The sequence below is a fragment of the Colwellia piezophila ATCC BAA-637 genome, assembly GCF_000378625.1.
In the GTDB taxonomy this organism is placed as follows: Bacteria; Pseudomonadota; Gammaproteobacteria; order Enterobacterales; family Alteromonadaceae; genus Colwellia; species Colwellia piezophila.
Genome location: NZ_KB905160.1, coordinates 445,006 through 463,266, shown reverse-complemented (window position 1 = coordinate 463,266; position 18,261 = coordinate 445,006). Strand labels below are relative to the sequence as shown.

Annotated in this window: 15 protein-coding genes; 1 reads left to right on the top strand and 14 read right to left on the bottom strand. The window is 40.3% G+C overall.

The window, feature by feature from the left end; translation table 11 throughout:
- Window positions 1–58: 58 nt before the first annotated feature.
- The gene (locus F580_RS0102120) at window positions 59–3,226 is read right to left on the bottom strand and encodes a TonB-dependent receptor (protein ID WP_019026046.1); all 3,168 of its coding nucleotides are present in this window, start codon (window positions 3,224–3,226) and stop codon (window positions 59–61) included.
- Window positions 3,227–3,562: 336 nt separating this feature from the next.
- Here F580_RS0102120 and F580_RS0102115 point away from each other — a divergent pair, with 336 nt between their 5' ends.
- Window positions 3,563–4,468: a GntR family transcriptional regulator gene (locus tag F580_RS0102115; protein ID WP_245560576.1), complete on the top strand. Its 906-nt coding sequence runs from the start codon at window positions 3,563–3,565 to the stop codon at window positions 4,466–4,468.
- A gap of 88 nt (window positions 4,469–4,556) precedes the next feature.
- Here F580_RS0102115 and F580_RS0102110 read toward each other — a convergent pair whose 3' ends face one another.
- The 13 genes from F580_RS0102110 to F580_RS0102050 all read right to left on the bottom strand — a co-directional run bounded on the left by F580_RS0102110 (window position 4,557) and on the right by F580_RS0102050 (window position 18,235).
- The gene (locus F580_RS0102110) at window positions 4,557–5,951 is read right to left on the bottom strand and encodes an ATP-binding cassette domain-containing protein (protein ID WP_019026044.1); all 1,395 of its coding nucleotides are present in this window, start codon (window positions 5,949–5,951) and stop codon (window positions 4,557–4,559) included.
- A gap of 214 nt (window positions 5,952–6,165) precedes the next feature.
- The gene (locus F580_RS25295) at window positions 6,166–6,348 is read right to left on the bottom strand and encodes a type 2 periplasmic-binding domain-containing protein (RefSeq protein WP_026301197.1); all 183 of its coding nucleotides are present in this window, start codon (window positions 6,346–6,348) and stop codon (window positions 6,166–6,168) included.
- Window positions 6,349–6,405: 57 nt separating this feature from the next.
- A complete protein-coding gene (locus F580_RS0102100) occupies window positions 6,406–7,788 on the bottom strand; it encodes an SEL1-like repeat protein (RefSeq protein WP_019026043.1) in 1,383 nt (460 codons plus the stop codon).
- Between the two features lie 439 nt (window positions 7,789–8,227).
- Window positions 8,228–8,590, bottom strand: coding sequence for an L-rhamnose mutarotase (locus F580_RS0102095; protein WP_019026042.1), 363 nt, complete (start codon window positions 8,588–8,590; stop codon window positions 8,228–8,230).
- 161 nt (window positions 8,591–8,751) lie between these two features.
- Window positions 8,752–10,230, bottom strand: a complete 1,479-nt coding sequence (gene fucP, locus F580_RS0102090; RefSeq protein WP_019026041.1) for an L-fucose:H+ symporter permease — start codon at window positions 10,228–10,230, stop codon at window positions 8,752–8,754.
- Window positions 10,231–10,294: 64 nt separating this feature from the next.
- Window positions 10,295–11,083, bottom strand: coding sequence for an SDR family NAD(P)-dependent oxidoreductase (locus F580_RS0102085; protein ID WP_019026040.1), 789 nt, complete (start codon window positions 11,081–11,083; stop codon window positions 10,295–10,297).
- A gap of 28 nt (window positions 11,084–11,111) precedes the next feature.
- Window positions 11,112–11,939 carry an amidohydrolase family protein gene (locus F580_RS0102080; protein ID WP_019026039.1) on the bottom strand — a complete coding sequence of 276 codons (828 nt, stop codon included), beginning with the start codon at window positions 11,937–11,939 and terminating at the stop codon, window positions 11,112–11,114.
- A gap of 3 nt (window positions 11,940–11,942) precedes the next feature.
- Window positions 11,943–12,971 carry an aldo/keto reductase gene (locus F580_RS0102075; RefSeq protein ID WP_019026038.1) on the bottom strand — a complete coding sequence of 343 codons (1,029 nt, stop codon included), beginning with the start codon at window positions 12,969–12,971 and terminating at the stop codon, window positions 11,943–11,945.
- Between the two features lie 14 nt (window positions 12,972–12,985).
- Window positions 12,986–14,179: a UxaA family hydrolase gene (locus F580_RS0102070; protein ID WP_019026037.1), complete on the bottom strand. Its 1,194-nt coding sequence runs from the start codon at window positions 14,177–14,179 to the stop codon at window positions 12,986–12,988.
- Window positions 14,176–14,481: a UxaA family hydrolase gene (locus F580_RS0102065; RefSeq protein ID WP_019026036.1), complete on the bottom strand. Its 306-nt coding sequence runs from the start codon at window positions 14,479–14,481 to the stop codon at window positions 14,176–14,178. The genes F580_RS0102070 and F580_RS0102065 overlap by 4 nt, the downstream gene beginning before the upstream one ends.
- 745 nt (window positions 14,482–15,226) lie before the next feature.
- Complete coding sequence (locus tag F580_RS0102060; protein ID WP_019026035.1) at window positions 15,227–16,717, bottom strand: PhnE/PtxC family ABC transporter permease; 1,491 nt, start codon at window positions 16,715–16,717, stop codon at window positions 15,227–15,229.
- A complete protein-coding gene (locus tag F580_RS0102055; RefSeq protein ID WP_019026034.1) occupies window positions 16,710–17,396 on the bottom strand; it encodes an ATP-binding cassette domain-containing protein in 687 nt (228 codons plus the stop codon). Before F580_RS0102055 ends, F580_RS0102060 begins: the two co-directional genes overlap by 8 nt.
- The gene (locus F580_RS0102050) at window positions 17,393–18,235 is read right to left on the bottom strand and encodes a putative selenate ABC transporter substrate-binding protein (protein WP_019026033.1); all 843 of its coding nucleotides are present in this window, start codon (window positions 18,233–18,235) and stop codon (window positions 17,393–17,395) included. The genes F580_RS0102055 and F580_RS0102050 overlap by 4 nt, the downstream gene beginning before the upstream one ends.
- Window positions 18,236–18,261: the final 26 nt, after the last annotated feature.

The following is an 18,261-nucleotide window of genomic DNA, read 5'->3' as shown; positions in this document are numbered from 1 at the left end:
TGGCTAAGTTTTATTTTTCATGAAACTTAGCATGAAGGCCTAACTTTAAGGCCTAGCATTAAAACCTAGCATTTACTGTGAAACGAAATGTTCTACCGGTCATGGTGTAAGTACCTAAACGGTTTTCATAAACATTCGTGTCCACAGGGTTGCCATCCCAAGCATTGGTATGAAATCTATAGGCTGATTCATCGGTTAAATTAATCGCATCAAAACCAAAGCTTAAACTGTCACTCACTTTGAAACGTGCGGCAAAATCTAATTGTCCATAAGCATCTGACCAAATCTGATCTTGGGTACCGGAGCTAATTGGTTCATACAAAGATTCCGTGCGATAGTTATAACTTAAACGCATAGAGTGACCGTATTTTTCCCAATATAAGGTGGTGTTATAAGTATTCTTTGACTGTCCCTGAAAAGCGGTATCCACAAAGATCTCTTCACCTTCCTCATTTGAGCCACGATAAGTGGCTTCTGAATCGGCATAGGTGTAATTTAAGGCCACACCTAAACCTGATAGAAGGCCGGGTAGTTGATCAAAGCTTTGCGAGTAACTGGCTTCTAGGCCGAAAATTGAAGCGGATTCACCGTTAACGACGGTAATATTTTTATATGTTCTTAACGGCTCTAAGTTCTCTTCACCATAATCAACAAGGTATTCGTTGCCATGAATATCAAGTAATGGCTGCGCAATAATTTCTGTACTGTTATATATAAAGCTATCAATATCTTTATAAAACAGCCCCGCTGATAACAAACCACCTTTTTCGAAATACCATTCTATGGCTAAATCATATTGCCACGCGGTCATGGGGTCTAAATAAGGGTTGCCTTGACGTTGATTTGAATTTTGCGGAGAATTAGTAGCAACATTTTGCTTCATAAAGGGTGCTATTTGCTGCATAGTCGGTCGAGCCATGGCTCGACCGATGGCTACGCGAGTTATCAAATTTTCAGTCAGTAGATAACGGAAATTTGACGTAGGTAATACTTCGGTATAATCATGTTTGGTATCAATAGATAAGAACTCAGCTTTACATGCACTTTCATCAAAGCTACTTGGGATATAAGTACATGCATTAGTGGTTATTTTTGAGCCACCAAACCCTGAGGACTGATTTTTAGTTTGCACAACACGAACACCAAAATCCCCCACTAGGCTGCCATCAAGAGTGTCCACGTCCACCTGTACATAACCAGCTAAAAATTGTTGATCAACTTGATAACTTTCTCGAAAATCCACTTGCCATGGTAGTTCGCTGACACTCGCCGCAGGTGCTGCACCTACATTGGCATTCAGGCCAAGGGTATTATAAGCAGATAACAAGGTATTATTAATTTCGTTAAAGTCACCAAAAGCCCAATTGGTTACAGCGCCTTGAGTGGCACCTGAGCTAAGCCCTTCACCACCAAGAAAGTTGTCTACCGGAAAATCTACTGCGTGGGCACCGTCATCTAAATAAATGGTGTTTTTCAATGGTTCGAGCACACTGTCAGCATTACTCAAACTTAAAAGGTTTTCAACTTGATAACGTGTCATCGCTCTATCGGTATATTTAACGCCGAATTTAATTGCCGATAAGTGGTTAGAATCAAGTAAATACTTAGCATCGAGCTGCGCGGTTATCGTTGAGTCATCGAGGTCACGCTCATTGTTCCAAACCTGAGATAATGGATTATGCGCTGAGTTCGGTGAGTTATACCAAACACCATCGATTAATTGATCGCCATATGGATTGTCTACGACACTGTGCTCTACTGGATGTCCGTCTAATGGCACACCTGTACTCGTACGAGACATCCATGAATATTCAGGGATTTTTGGATTATCTTCTAAGGAATAACCATGTAATGATTTATAACTTGCAAAAATAAAACGATTATCATCAAGCCATTCTTGGGTAGTTTTAGAATACCCTAATCGCCCAGAAACACTCCATACATCAAGGTCATATTCAAAGCCTAAATTAGCGACCGTAGTATTGGTGATCTCTTGCTGACTTTGGAACGTTTGGTTACGACCGCCTTTATAATTGACCAAATTTGTAACCGTTTGGCTCTCAGGGTCAATTTCTGCTCCCGAATATAAATTCAGTGCATCATCGGCAAGTAAACCTTTTTCACCCTTAGTAAAACTATTACGAATGATACTTTTAGTGCGAGTGGTATCAAGTTGGGTGTGTGAGGCATCTAAATAGAAGTCTAAAGAATCGCTCGGTCTATATTGAAGCGTTAAGTTAGCGCCTGTTCGAATGCGATCTTGTAGTGAATAACTGGAATTAAATATCGTCGGGATATAACCTAACTGGGAGGCTTCGGTTAGGTTATCTAAAGAGACGTCAGACGCTGAGCCATCATAATCATATACGTTAGCGCCGTATTGATCGAAGCGGTAGATATTTTCCGCATCGTCTTGCATATATAAACGGCCATCGGTGTCATGAGTAAACTCACTACCGGCCCAGCCAAAAGTGCCTACTTGATCGGTACGGCTACGGCGACGTTCATAAGTTGTACCAAAAGCAATACCAAAACTATTATCAAGAAATTGGTCTATGTAGTTTAACTGTACGCTAGGATCAACTTGATCGGCTAAATCATTATAATTTTCCTTTACTTGTCCGGTAAAAGAAGCATTTTTTCGTTCTAAAGGCCGCACGGTATTAAGATTAATTTTTCCGCCTAAACTACCTTCTTCCGTACTAGCACTCGGGGTTTTAATTATTTCAATGGAACTAAGCATATCGGCAGACATAGTATCAAAGCTAACCGCACCACCATCGCTACCGCCGGTAATAACTTGGCCATTTAACGATACTTGGTTCATTTCAGGGCCTAAACCACGAATACTCACCGTAGTACCTTCACCACCTTCACGGTTAATGGAAACACCTGTCATTCGTTGCATAGCTTCAGCCACATTCGAGTCGGCCATTTTACCTATATCTTCGGCGATAATAGCGTCAACAACACCATTGGCATTCCGCTTTCTTGATAAGGCTTTTTCAATTGAACTTTGGTAGCCAGTGACTTCAATTACTTCAAGGTTGTCACTATCTTTAATAGTTTGCTGTTTTTTAGCTATTTGCTCAGCGTTATCATTTGCTGACGTCACTAATTTATCTTTTGCCGGCTCTTCTGCTGAAATAGCCTGCTGCGCAAACATTAAAGCCATTGCATGTGCACATGCAATAACCAGTCGTTTTTTACTCGGTAGTTGCTTCATACTTCCCCCAAATGCATTAATTTATGATTTTTATCATTTATTATAGTTATCGATTAAATGTGTTTTTATATTTAATAATACAGAAGCTAACCAATGTGTAATGAAATGTAAAGGTTAATAAGTATTTATTTTCACCTCTTTAAAATTTATTCAAACAAAACAAGAACAAGGGAAATACGACTGTTTAGGGCTCAATAGCACTAAATTGTTGCCTATAAGGTGAAAGTCATTTAAATTGTCACTATGGAAAAGAACATGTACTTTTTTATAACGAAATACCGCTAACAACAAGTGATTTTATGTTATTAAAGTGTAATGAAAGATAAAGGGACCACCGTGAGTAAGAAAACCTACTTAATTAAAAAGACTATTAATAGCATCTTGAAATTAATAGATGATTTAGATGATGACCAAGTCATAATCCCTAACGATATTGAGTTAACTAAATCACTCAATATTAGCCGGACCACTGTAAGAGTGGCCGTTGAGCACTTATGTGACGCTGACATCATTAAAAGAGATGGCCCACATAAAGTAGTGCTGCGTCAACCAACGGCACAAGATTACTTTGATATTGAAAACAGCAACTCCACTAAGGATGTACAAATAGAGAAGTATTTCCTCAATCTTATTCATACCGGTAAAATTTTGCCTGGTGACAGATTTTCAGAATTAAGTTTAGCCAAGAGTTCAGGTTGTACGACCATAACGGTGCGGGAATTTTTAATTAAATTTTCAAATAATGGCTTGATTGAAAAAATCCCTCGTGGTCGTTGGAAAATGGTTAAATTTGATGAAGATTTTGCCCGTGAATTAATATCATTTCGACAAATGGTTGAAATGCGTGCCCTAACTGAATTATTAAAATTCCCTAAAGAGCATATCGTTTGGCAAGAGCTTCGACGGTTATTAGCCAAACATGAAGAAATTGGTGCTGACATGGAAAATCGTTATCTCGAGTTTCCTGATATGGACAGAGAATTACACTATATCATTCAAAAAAGTACCAAGAATAGATTCACCAGTCAGTTTTTCGATATTGTCTCATTTGTTTGCCATTACCATTACCAATGGGATAAAACCGGTGAACTCGAACGTTTTACCGTTGCCGTTCACGAGCATATTGATTTATTAAACAACTTGATTACTCATAATACCGCCGGCGCTATTATGAGCTTGGAAAAACATTTAGATAGCGCAGAAGAAACGCTACTACGTTGTGTACATGGTTTAGAGAATTAACTTTAGATACTTAACAATAGAGAATTAAGCGCTCATTTTTAACCTGAACTACATTGAGCTAGCGTTCAGTTGTCTAAACGCTAGCAATTTACAGGCTGATGCGCTGTTTAAATAACGGCAAATATTCATCTTCTCGATGACTCACCAATAACATGGTGCTGTGACGCTGGCTTTCTAAATGTGTGATAAAGTTCAGCACCCGTTGTCGATTTACTTCATCCAATCCCTGGGTTGGTTCATCTAAAATCAATAAGTACGGGGATTTAACTAGCGCTCTAGCGATCAACGCTAACCTTTGCTCACCATAACTCAAGCTTTGAAAACTTGTGTGTTGGTACTGCAACAGGCCGACCTTTTTTAGCCACTGACGAGCCAACTCTGTTTTATGCTGCTCCGGTTGTTGATATAAACCGATAGAATCATAGAATCCTGAGACAACTACAGTAAGTAAGTCGCTATTTACTCGGTATTGTCGATGTAATTCAGCACTGACTATGCCCATATGTTTTTTCAACTGCCAGATGCTCTCTCCTGACCCTCTCTTATAGCCGAGTACATGTAAATCGTTACTGTAACACTGAGGGCAATCGCCAGTGATCAATTGCAATAAAGTCGACTTGCCGCTGCCATTAGCACCGGTAATTAACGTATGTTGCAGTGGTTTGATGGTAACATCTAAGTTTTCAAATACTGATTTACCACCATAACTGACCTTACCATTATTTAACTTCACTAAATAAGACTGCTGATAATCAGACAGTTTGTGATAAGGCTCAGGCCAGCCATCTTGTTCAACAACGGGCTTAAAAAAATCATCGAGTTGTCTAACAGTTTCACTTTCTGTTAATTGACCAATAGCACTCAATTGACCTTGTGCTATCAAGGAAATATGCGTACACCAATGGGGTATATCCTGGCGATTGCTCAACAGTAGCAGCACAGTTATTTGTCTGTTCGACAAATGCTCTAATGCTGTTGATAAGGCAATACAGGATGCTTTATCTAGGCTATCAAATGGATTATCACAGACAATGAGTTTATTGCCCTCTTGATCAACGAGAGATAAAACCGCTTGTAATAATAAGACTTTTCGCCCTTCACCCGTACTGAGTTGCCGGTAACCTTTTTCCATATCATTGGCCAAACCAAAGAGTGCGATTAAGGGATCACTGAGCTTATCAACGGGCAGAAAATCTTTAACCTTGGTGCCGACATCATTTTTATCGATGAAATTAGTGGCATCAATTTTTAATTCATTTTCGTAAATTTCTTGTTGTTTTTCTAATGATACCACGGCAACATTCTTAGCCGCCGGCATCGCCATTTTATCGACCGATTTGGGCTGTAAGTCACCGCTAAGCAACATATCTAGGTATTGTTTACCTGAGCCGTTCCTGCCCATTACACACCAGTTTTGCTTTGGACTCACGTGCCAATGAGCAATATTTAATTTTGGATGTTTCAAGTTTTCAATCGTTAACATTTACTTTGCTCTTTATCGTTTAGGCCCAGGGATAAGAATAAGGGCTATCGGGAACTTAGGATAATTAATGTATCTGTAGTAAGTTAAAAGTTAAGCTTTCAAAGCTGTGTTTACGTTGTTCGTAACCTTATTTTATGTGTTCAATTAACTTCTTCATTTTATTGGGTAAATGACGGGTATAAGGATATACCCCATAGACACCTAAAGAACGAGGCTAATAATCGCTTAGTATTGCGCACAAATCACCGCGCTGTAAATCATCATAAACACTGCATGTTGGCAGGTAAACAATACCATAACCCGCTAATGCCGTTTTAGGTAAGCCCTTAGCAGTGTTAGTAGCAAAGTTTCCAGACGTTTTATGGAATGTTGCTGGTTGTTTTGGCAAACCAGCCAATCGTACGTACCTTTTGCTTGATAGGTATAAGCGAGACAATATTTCTGGGAATGACTATTAAATTTTCTTAGCTAAGCGGTTAAATTTTGTTAAATTCCACTGATAATCCTCGGCCTTTGTTCTGCCCTGCGCCAATAAATTTTTAGCTTCTTTATTATTGTCCAACTGCCACTGTGCAATGGCAGAAAAATAAAACCAGTTCGGATTGTGTCTTTGCTGCTCAGCGACTTGCTGCAGTAATGATTGTGCTAATTTGGCATCTCTTACTGTTTTATCTTTGGCAATCAGGGATAAACGTGCCAACCAATATTTTGCATAAGGCTCTTGTTGGTTAGCGGCTTGCTTTAACCAAAAGTAGGCTTTTTTCTCATCACGCTGCACTACTCTGCCACTCAGTAATTGTCGCGCTAATTTGTACTGAGCACGTGCAAGACCTGATTGAGCAGCACTCACTAAGTACTGCATGGCTTTAGGATTGTTTCGCTTGACCCGTTTCCCTTCTAACAATAATTGCGCGTACTCAAGCTCAGCGGAAATTACCCCTGCGCGTGCTGACTCAGTAATATAATTAACATAATTTGTTTTTTCTATTTCAAGTGCTGGATACACTAGTGCGTACATGCCCAATTGATATTTAGCATAATTTTCACCTGCTTCGGCTGATTTTGTTAATGACTTAAAATGTCGATAAAATCTTGGCACTACCTTTTTGACATAAGACTTGGATACTTCTCTCTGTGCCCAAACACTGCGGTGATGGTATGACTTAAGGGCTGATTTATTACCCTTCATTTTTTTAGCTGCTTGATACTCAGCTTGGGCGACTTTTTCAATGATATTGGCAACACCAACATGGTCCATATAATAGTTCTGCTCTATTTCAATATCTCTGACTCTGCCATCTTTCCCGACATCAAACTCGACAATAACAGAGCCCATTTTACTGCGTCTTGGCGAAAAACGTGAGCTGGTCGCTTTACCTGATATGGCTAATAATTTGGCACTTTTATAGTAAAACGGGCCTTTTTTTAGCTGAGGTAAAATTCCAGCGGTTAAGGCGCTAACGCCATATTCAGCTTTCATCGTTGGCCATAAGGCCTTAATCTTGGACTTTTCTGCTGCGGTTAACGAATTAAAAATAGTTTCGAGGTTAATCTTAGCGACATTGTTGCCATGATCCCCAGCCAAGGTTAGATAAAGATAAGATTGCACCATATCAGCTTTAACGCCTATACCACTGGCATAAAAACCGGCGATTTTTAACTGCGCATCAACTTTTCCTAAATGAGCACTTTGTCGGTATAAGTCAAACGCCTGCTGATAATTTTTTTGTTGGTAAGCTTGTTGCGCCTTAATGATATTTGCCTGTACTGGCTCAGCCTGAATAGCAAGAAAAGTTATCATCAGTAAAAGTAGTAATTTAGAGTGGGAGTATTTCATTGAACATTATCCTTATGTCATTGTTGTTTTTTTTGTAGTTTATTTTTTGATACTTCAGTGTTATTTATGTGATAACGAAGGTAAATTCTGTACACGACAGGCCATCAGTAAAGGGGCAAAAAAAGGGCTATGTGAGTTATCACATAGCCCATAAAGGTTGGAACCTTATACCCAAGCGACTTCAAAATGCTCGTTTCAGGATGTCTGAGCGATTCATGATCAAGGCGTGTATTTCATTAATGGTTATTTCCTTAATGACATACGCAACGATGAATGTGATTTACTCAGACATCCCAGAATGGCTGGTTTAGAAACGCTTTATCCATCGTTATTGATTTCGATAAGGGAATAACCATTCTCTTCAATCAATGCCTTGCCTAAAGTCGTTTCTAATTCCAGCTGAATCCTGCATCTAGAAGTCGCTTGGGTATGAATCAATCTATTTAGGTGCTGTGCACACCGCATCATAAGTAAAGATATTTTCCATTAACAGCCATTTTTCATTACCTTGTGCCCAAGGCAGGCGCTGCTGAAAATTCCACATTAATTCTTCCCACGCGACCACCTTTTCATTTTGAAGATCTGCTGCGGCTTTGGCAATAAACGAAAAACCTTTATTGACATCCATTATCATAAATAATCGATTACCAATGAGGTAAATATCTAATTTTTCAATGCCCGCAACTTTGATACTATCGAGTACTTCAGGCCATATACCATCGGGGCTATGATATTTTATATACTCATCAATAAGCGCGGGTTCATCTTTTAAATCTAGGGCAAAACAGTAACGGTTGCTCATAAAAAACTCTCTTAAACATAAACATAAACATAAACATGGCGGCCAAGCCCAACTTATCCCATCAAAGAAAGCTGAACCTGACCTAAACTGGCTTTAAACCGGAGTTAAAACTGCTAGTTATTGCTCGGCAAATTTTGCTGTGCACGTTTGCCATAAAATTATTATGCGTTATGAATATTGTGCGCTCTATAGCCATAAATCGCGATAACAATAAAACAAATTAATGGCAATACAAATGAGGTTTGCACTACAGGAATACCCGCAATAAGTGAAGCACCATCTATCATGCTACCTTGTAATGGTGGCATCAAAGCACCACCGACAATAGCCATGACTAAGCCCGCAGAAGCCAAACTGGCATCATTTCCGGTATCTTTAAGGGCAATGCCGTAGATGGTAGGAAACATTAATGACATACAGGCTGAAGTCGCGACTAGGCAATATAAACCAGTCATGCCGCCAATAAATATGGTACCAAACGATAAGGTAATACCGCCAAGCGCTAATACTTGTAACAGTTGTCCAGGGCGAATTTTAGCCAGTAGGAAAGTACATATAAAACGACTAGCCAAGAAAATACCCATGGCAATCATATTATATTGTTGCGCCTCTGCAGCAGTTAAACCCACTGAAGTCATACCGTAATGGATAATAAAGGTCCAAGACATGATTTGTGCGCCAACATAAAAGGCTTGAGCGATAACCCCTTCACGGTATCTTGCATTAGACAGTAAACGACCAAATGTTGCTTTTAATACTTTAGCCGTTAACGGCTCATCATGGGTAATGGTGTCAGGTAATTTACGGAATAAAAACAATACAAACAACAAAGCCACTACTGAGGCAATCACGATATAAGGGCCACGAACAGTTATTAAATCTGCAGCTTGCATGGCTTGATGGGCAACAGGGTCAGCAATAGAAAAATCAACCAGTGCTTGCGTTAATTTACCATCGGCCACGGAAGGTAATAAATCAGCGTATTCAGGGTGTGCCAACTTTTCAGCAGCGCGAAACTCTTCAACTTTAAGCTCGCTTAAAATATAGTTGGAGGCAACAAACATACCGCCAAGTGAGCCGATAGGGTTAAAGGCTTGTGCTAGGTTCAAACGTTGTGTCGAGGTTTCTGGTGAGCCCATAGAAAGAATATAGGGGTTAGCCGTAGTTTCTAATAAGGCAAGTCCACAGGTTAAAACACATAAAGCCAGTAAAAAAAAGTTAAATTGGGCGGTCATACTCGCCGGTAGGAACAATAACGCGCCAATAGCGTAAAGCGCTAAGCCTAATAAAATTCCCGCTTTATAAGAGAAGCGACGAATAAAAATAGCAGCGGGTATTGCCATGATGCCGTAGCCTAAATAAAAGGCAAATTGCACCATTGAACTTTGTGCATTACTGATCAGGAAAATATCTTTAAAGGCTTTTACCAGGGGGTTGGTAATATCGTTAGCGAAACCCCATAACGGGAAAAGCGCAGCGACGAGCATAAAAGGCAGGATATACTCTTTCGCTATTATCGGGGTTTTAGCAACGTTTGACGGATTACTAGTCTCACCTGCGGTTTCGATTGTTGTTGTCATGTTGACCTCTTCGACAATAGACTCATTACTGTCTGCACATGCTGCACTTGGCTTATTCATAGTTGAACCTTATAATTATATTTATAGCTCTAGGACTAAGTTTAAAAGACTAATTGGTTTGCTATTAGTTATTCAGCGTGACAAAACCACCATCAATAGGGAAATTACTGCCGGTAATAAATGCAGCTTCATCTGAACATAAATAAACAATTAAGCCGGCAATTTCTTCTACTTTGCCCATACGGCCTATAGGTTGGCTTTTAGACAACTTTTCAAACATTTCTTCTTTATTGTCTGGATAATTTTTCTCTAAGAAGTTATCAACAAATGGCGTGTGTACACGGCCTGGAGCAATACAATTACAACGAATACCATCATTAATATAATCCTTAGCAACCGAGTAAGTCATGGTTAAGACCGCACCTTTACTCATCGAATAAGCAAACCTGTCTTCAATGCCTACAGAGGATGCCACTGACGCTAAGTTAATAATGACGCCGCTTTGTTTCTTTTTCATCGAACCAATAACCGCAGACATAAAGTTGTACGTACCTTTGACATTCACGTTATACAGTCGGTCTAAGTCATCTTCTGAAGTGTTTTCTAAGTTGCCAACATGGGCTATACCCGCATTGTTAACCAAAATATCAATATCGTTATCGACCAGAATACCGGCAACAACCTCTTTTACTTGGCTAGAGTTACTAATATCACATTGATAAACACTGGCTTTACCACCAGATTTTTCAATCAAGTCTTGGGTAGCTTTTGCCGCTTTAAGATCTAAATCAATAATCAAGACATGAGCACCTTCTTCTGCAAGTTTTAAAGAAGTGCTTTGACCGATACCACTACCGCCACCAGTAATTAAGGCTACTTTTCCTGCAAACTTACCTTCAAACTTTGTATTCATGTTAAAACCTTTAAATAGTTAGTAGTCGTTATAACTGATAAAATTTTTGGGCAGTTTCTGCCCAAATACATTGTTGTTCTGTGTTCGTTAATGGCTCAAGAAAAGTGTCTACTTGCGCAAGCCAACTTTGATAACTAGAGCTTGTTTCAACCACGGGCCAATCGCTGCCCCACATTAAACGCTCTGCGCCAAAACAAACCAGCAAATGTTCCATATAGGGGGCTAATTGGTCAAGGTGAGGATTTTTTTCAGCTTCAGTGACTAGTCCAGACAATTTACAATAAGCAGACGTTTGGGAAGCAATTAAGGCTATTTTCTCAAACCACTCTGGGCTTGAGTTATTGCTGATGCCAGGTTTAGCACCATGATCAATAACCACCTTGAGTGCCGGATAACGCTTTATCAAGGTATAAAGTGCATCTAGGTGCTGAGGTAAAACTAAGGCATCAAAGGTTAAACCTTTTTCGATTAGCAGTTCAAAAACAGGCGCTAGCTCTGCTTTTAGCATCCAATTAACATCTTCAATATCTTGTAACATTGGTCTGATCCCTTTGAAATAAGGGCTTTGACTAAAATGCTCTAAATGGGCCAGTGCATTGTCACATTCCATATCAATCCAACCAACAACGCCAGCCACAAAATCCTCTTCACAAGCAATTTTTAACATAAATTCTGTTTCTGCTGTGGTTGCCGCGGCTTGCACTAACACGGTTTTATTTACCTGAGAGGTTGCCAATATTGGCGCTAGCTCCTCAGGTAAATAGTCTCGGTACAAGCACTCAAGTTCAGGGGTTAACCACTCATAATCACCACGAGATAATTGCCAAAAATGTTGATGTGCATCGATACGTTTCATAAATTACACCACAACATTTGCTGGTACAGGAACGTCTTGGTTTAAGATGCCGATGTCTTGCAAGGTCTGCCAAAATTCACTGGGGATATTAATATTCATCTGCTCAACAGTGGTTTCGACACGATGTGCTGAACTTAACCCTGGGATAACACTGACTACAGCCGGATGGGCTAATGGGAATTGCAGTGCTGCAGCGGCTAGCGGAACATTAAACTCTTGGCAAACATCTTCAATGGCGGCGACTGTTTTAATGATTGTTTCATCGGCCGGCTGATAATTATAATGAGGCACTACGCCTTCGCGGCGAACACCGGTGGCTAAAATGCCCGAGTTATAAGGACCACCTAAGATAATAGAGCTATTTTCTTTAAGACAACGGGGTAAGAAACTTTCCAAGGCCTTTTGCTCTAACAAGGTGTAACGCCCTGCTAGTAAGAAACAATCAAAATAACCGTGATCCATAGCCTGTTCACACACTTCATATTCATTAACCCCTAGACCAATCGCGGAAACAAGCCCTTGAGAACGCAATTCGTCCATAGCTTTATAACCACCTTCCATCGCAATTTTGAATAAACGATCATGATCATCACCATGGGTTACCCGGCCAATATCGTGCATATACAAGATATCAATTTTTGATAATCCTAAACGCTGAATGCTGTGCTCAAATGAGCGCATAATACCGTCGTATGAATAATCGTATTTAGGTTCAAATGGCATAGGAGAGCAAAAGCCATATTTATCTTCAGCTTTAGCGCAAGGCTCTAAAATTCGGCCAACTTTGGTTGACAGTACATAATCTTTTGCATTATATTTTCTTAAAGCATCACCGACTCGGCGCTCACTCAAACCAAACCCATAAAAAGGCGCGGTATCAAATTGATTAAGTCCGAGCTCCATCGCCTTAGTGATACTTTCTTGTGCAGCAGCATCTGGCATCGGACGATAAAGATTACCAAAGGTAGCAGCGCCAAACCCTAATTCAGTAACTTTTAAATTAGTTTTACCTATTTGTCGTTTTTTAAACATGCTTTTAAACTCAACTATCTAACAGTGGGTAAACAAGAAGGGCCTATGCCTTCAAATTTTTTGTAGGTTAAAACAAACTCTTGATGACCTAATTCTTCTGACTTTGTCTGCTGGCCTTGGGCAACTTGCTTAACCATTTGATATATTTCATCACCCACTTGGCTAACGGTAGCTTCACCTTTAATAATTTTTCCGGCATTGATATCCATGTCATCAGATAAGTTTTCATAGGTTTCAGGGTTTGCACAAACCTTAATAACGGGGGATATAGCTGAACCCACCACTGAACCGCGGCCGGTAGTAAATAAGGTAAGGTGACAGCCAGAAGCGATCATTTCGACAATTTCAGCACTATCGACAATATTAGGGAAACCAAACATTGGCTCACCATCAGGCACAACATCCATTAAATACAAACCGCCTTGGCTTGGTATATCGCCAGGTTTAATTAAGCCATGGATTTTTGAACTACCCGACTTTGCATAAGCGCCCATCGACTTTTCTTCTTGGGTGGTTAAGCCGCCTTCGGCATTACCTGGCGCAAAACTGCCATAGCCCATTTTAGTATAGTATTTCTCGGCTTTTTCCACCGACGCCATGATCTCTACACCAAGCTCTGGCGTAATGGCTCGTTCAGCCATGATTTGTTCACAACCAATTAGCTCACCGGTTTCTTCAAAAATACAAACAGCATCATCTTCAATAAGTTTGTCAAAACAGTGACCAACGGCAGGATTAGCGCCAATACCACTAGTACCATCAGAGCCACCACAAATGGTGCCAACCATGAGTTCACTGATATCCATAGGCACTAATTCCACCGCTTCAGCACTAACAACTAGCTCACGTACTCGCTCTAGACCTGCAGCAATGGTCTTTTTAGTACCACCTGACTTTTGAATAACTAACGTTTCTACGGGGCGACCACTTGCTTTAATGGTATTAGATAACTGTTCTCGATTAAATCCTTCACAACCCAGAGAGACCATTAATACGCCCGCAACATTAGGGTGGGTACAAAGCCCTTCCATAATTTTCAGAGAGTATTCATTAGGGTAACACCCTGGAAAACCAATGAGTTGGACATTGTCACTTGGACTATCAGTGACGATAGCTCGGGCTACATGATGCGCACACTCAACTAAGTAGGTGACTAAAATAATGTTACGTATGCCTTTTCGGCCATCCGCTCTTAAATATCCTTTCATGACTCTTCTCCTACTCTACTTTGACGAGTGTGACTGGCAATATAATCACTTTTCATATTGTGCATGTGAACATGGTCACCAAAGGCAATATCTTCAGTTGCAGAGCCAATAGACACACCATATTTAATAATTTTGTCACCTTGAGAAATTGCTTGTCTAGCAATCTTATGGCCTACCGTTATATCAACGTTCATTGAGACACTGACTTCTTCTAATGTTGTTGAAGCGCCTGCAAGCAACTGCTCACAGCAGACAAAAACATTGTCGCTCTGGTTCAATAATACAAAATGTCTGTTTATCATTTTAACGTCCTAATTAGATTCTTCTATAAGGCTACTACACCTGATTTACTGCGGTGCACGCCAATGAATACTTAAAATACAACTACGTTATATTTATTAATACCCTTTAAATACCGATTTTTAATTTAACCACTATTTTTAATTTCGGTCAATGAAATTCTGTATTTTTATATTTAAAATAACAGAGACTAGGTTTTTAGCAATTTAATAATAAATATCATGACCTAGCTAACTAGGTTATTTAATAAAGAATTTATTTTAATCACAGTGATTCACCATAGGAGCAAGCATTAAATATTTTAATGTTTATAAATAATAACCAACTTAATAAAGCAGCATCTCAATTTACTAATAAATTTTTAAGTAGGAATAGTAGATAAATAATTAGCGGAGAATAAATGGCCAAAATAACTAAAAAGGCATTACACATACTAAGTTAAATACCTTCTGCCACCTTTTTAGCAAAGTGGTGCATTGAGTCAAATTTCGCTGGTTGGGGTACAGTTAACTTAGCCCTCGGCAGTTATTTTGGCGACGATGACATGATGATGATCAGTCTTGAAGCGACTAATCTAGGTGATAAAACCTATACCCCAGCGTCATAATCACTGATTGCGACAGGTCGCAGTATCCAAATGAAGTTTACCGCTACAGTTATCTAACCAAACCTCTACTACGGGCTTGGTTACTGCTAATTACTACTTTGCGGTGGTGTTATTTACTTATCACAAAAATTTTAAGGACATTAAGCGGTTAGGATACGATCTAACGCTAAATAACGTCTTAAACGGAGTGAGATGCTATTGACCAACATATTAAGTGCGGCGGTCACTAAAATTAAGATCAAGGCGACATCAAAAAATAGTGCTTCAAAGGCTGAATCAATATAAAAACCGAGCGTGGTGACCCCAAGCATCCCTAAAATGGCACTTTCACGCAATATGACTTCAAAGCGATAGAAAATCAGGCTGATAAAGCTTGGATATATCTGTGGCTGGAGCTCATAAGCCCACAAATTTAAACCGTTAGGTCGATCGACTCGCCGCGGGAGTTTATCGGCGCGATGTGCCAACAAATAACCAATAATTGCGCCATTATGCAGGGCCAATGCCAATATTGCAGGCAGCATTGACGGGCCAATGATTAGCATAATCACAAAAGCCAGGATAATTTCTGGCGTCGAGCGCATGACGATTAATAAACCGTGCCCCAATATATAACCACGACCAAGAATTGCTCTAGAGGCCAGCGGCCAAGTTAACAGCGCTATCACGCCGCAACACAGCAACGCACTAACACTAAGTAATAAGCTAGCCCCAATCCCTGGTAGAATTTGACCTGATACTAAATCGCCAAACCACTGACTTAAGTGACTTAGATTAAGCGTAGGCTCAAGCAATGGCTGTGGCACAATATCTTGAGTGATAAAACGCACTAGGTATTTAAACTCAAGCTGTGACTGCCAAGGTAAATAGACGATGGCCGCAATGAGGTAGACCAATACTAGGCGGATATTAAGCCACCATTTTAACGTCGCTATCATGGCAAAGAACAACAATAACAACCCCGCGGCTTGGTTATATTGTCCTTGCGAAAATGCAGTTTCAAGATAATAACCCAAGGTTGGCAGCCCGATGAATCCTAATATCGCGGCACTGCGCAGTCCACATTCGAAACGGTAGCGAGTATATTGTGCAATCGCAGCCCAACAGGGAATAATACAGCTATAAAGCCAAACACTGAGGCTAGTGTCATTAATCCAATGGCGACGATCCAGTGGGCTTTGCTCCAGAATATCGCTATAAACTCGGGCAAATATTCCCGTGTAGGGTATGGCAATCGCCAAGACACCGGTAATAGAAGATAATCCGAACATTTGCAAAAATATCAATGCCCAAAATAACTCGTGAATTGAGCGAATAAAGGCACAAAAATGGCTAATCAATGGCAGATGATGTAAAGGTGCCAGAAAAATCCCAAGCGTCGCGGCGATGCTAATTCCGACCACCGCAAAAGAAACCGTGGTTAGTAGTGCTTCGGCTAAATAGTCGATTTGACTAAGATCTGGACTAATAAACCCTGCTAAAATTGCTAACAACTCATCCATTGGATCCGTTGCACTGATTTCAATGTCCGCCATCAATAACGTGAGAATACCCAAGCTTGCGATAAACAAGCTGATGAGTCGATACTTTCGTGCAGTGGTGTCAACAGTGATCATAACGTGGTTATTCACTGTGTTCTATGCGGTGATATATCAGATCCAATTGCTCGGAACTTACCTCAGTAGCCGGGGTATCAAAGGCGATAGCCCCGTCCTTTATACCAATAATCCGATCAAACTGATTGAGGGCCATTTCTTTATTATGCAGCGCAACAACAACGGTTTGATGTTGACCCTTAATCGCCTTTAATAGTTCAACGCTTTGTTTTGGGTCTAAGCCTGAGAATGGTTCATCACCGATAAATATTGGCAGTTGTTGATAAAGTGCCCTGCCGATGGCACATCGTTGCTGCTGGCCTCCCGATAACTTATCAATTGATTTAAAAAGTAATCCAGTGAGTCCTAACCGTCGGGTTAGCTGTTCAACTCGGGTTTTATGCAGCGGAAATGGTCGGATCAAATTAATGAAATTATAAAAAAATCCATGTTGGTTGAGTATTCCCATGTAAATATTATGGTAAACACTCAGCGTGTCGACCAGCATCGATTTTTGCGGGCAATAGGCAACATCGACACTGCGGCACTGATACAGGTAATTTAGTAGGGTTGACTTACCACTGCCACTGGTCCCGACAATGGCGACCTTCTCACCCTGTTTAATCATTAAACTGAGATTAGAAAATATTGGGTGATTTTTAAATCCAATGGCTTGATTGGTTATATTAAACACTGTCGGACAATCTTGTGTCATAGCAACTTAATAGCCTTTGCAACAAGCTTAATCGGTTGGTAATCATCATTAGTTGCTGGGACAAATTTTTGGCGTGGAAAACTTGCTAGTAATGATGGCTCCGACATATCGAGTAACGCCTTTTGCACTCGCTGACTAAAATCAGGTGAAAACTGTTGGTCGACATCGCCACGGATAGTCCATTGATAATCAGGATAAGTTGGGGTGGTCCAAATGACCTTGATTTTTGAGAGATCGATTTTTCCAGCGTTAAGCTCGTTATGCCAAACCTTGTAATTAACGGCCCCTATTTGCCATGCACCCGACTGAACTTGCGCAATAGTTCGGCTGTGATCACCACTAAAGCCGACCCGTTTAAACACTTTATTGGGTGATTTTCCAAACGTTTGTCGGATGAAATTCTCAGGCATTAAGCGACCAGATGTCGAGCCTTTCGATCCAAAGGTAAAAGTAAATTTCGCGATATCTTTATTGAGTTGTGCTTGCTCGGTCAGCCCCGTTGAATGATGGGCGATAAAATAGGTTTTAAAGAATTGATCTTCATAACCTTGAGCAATAGCTCGAGAACCTTCAACCAGATGTCGCGCTTTGACTCCTGACAAGCCACCAAACCAAGCGAGCTGAACCTGATTGTTGCGAAAAGCACTAATCGCAGCACTGTAAGACTTAACGGGGAGGTATTTAACATCGACGCCTAATTGCTCAGTCAGGTACAACGCCACTTTGTCAAAGCGACTGCGCAGACGGCTTTCATCTTCATCGGGGATCGCAGTAAACGTAAAGGTTTGAGCATTAATTGAACTAACGAATAACAGACAGCACAATAATAAATATTTCATAATAAACGACGTAGAATACGGAGCTG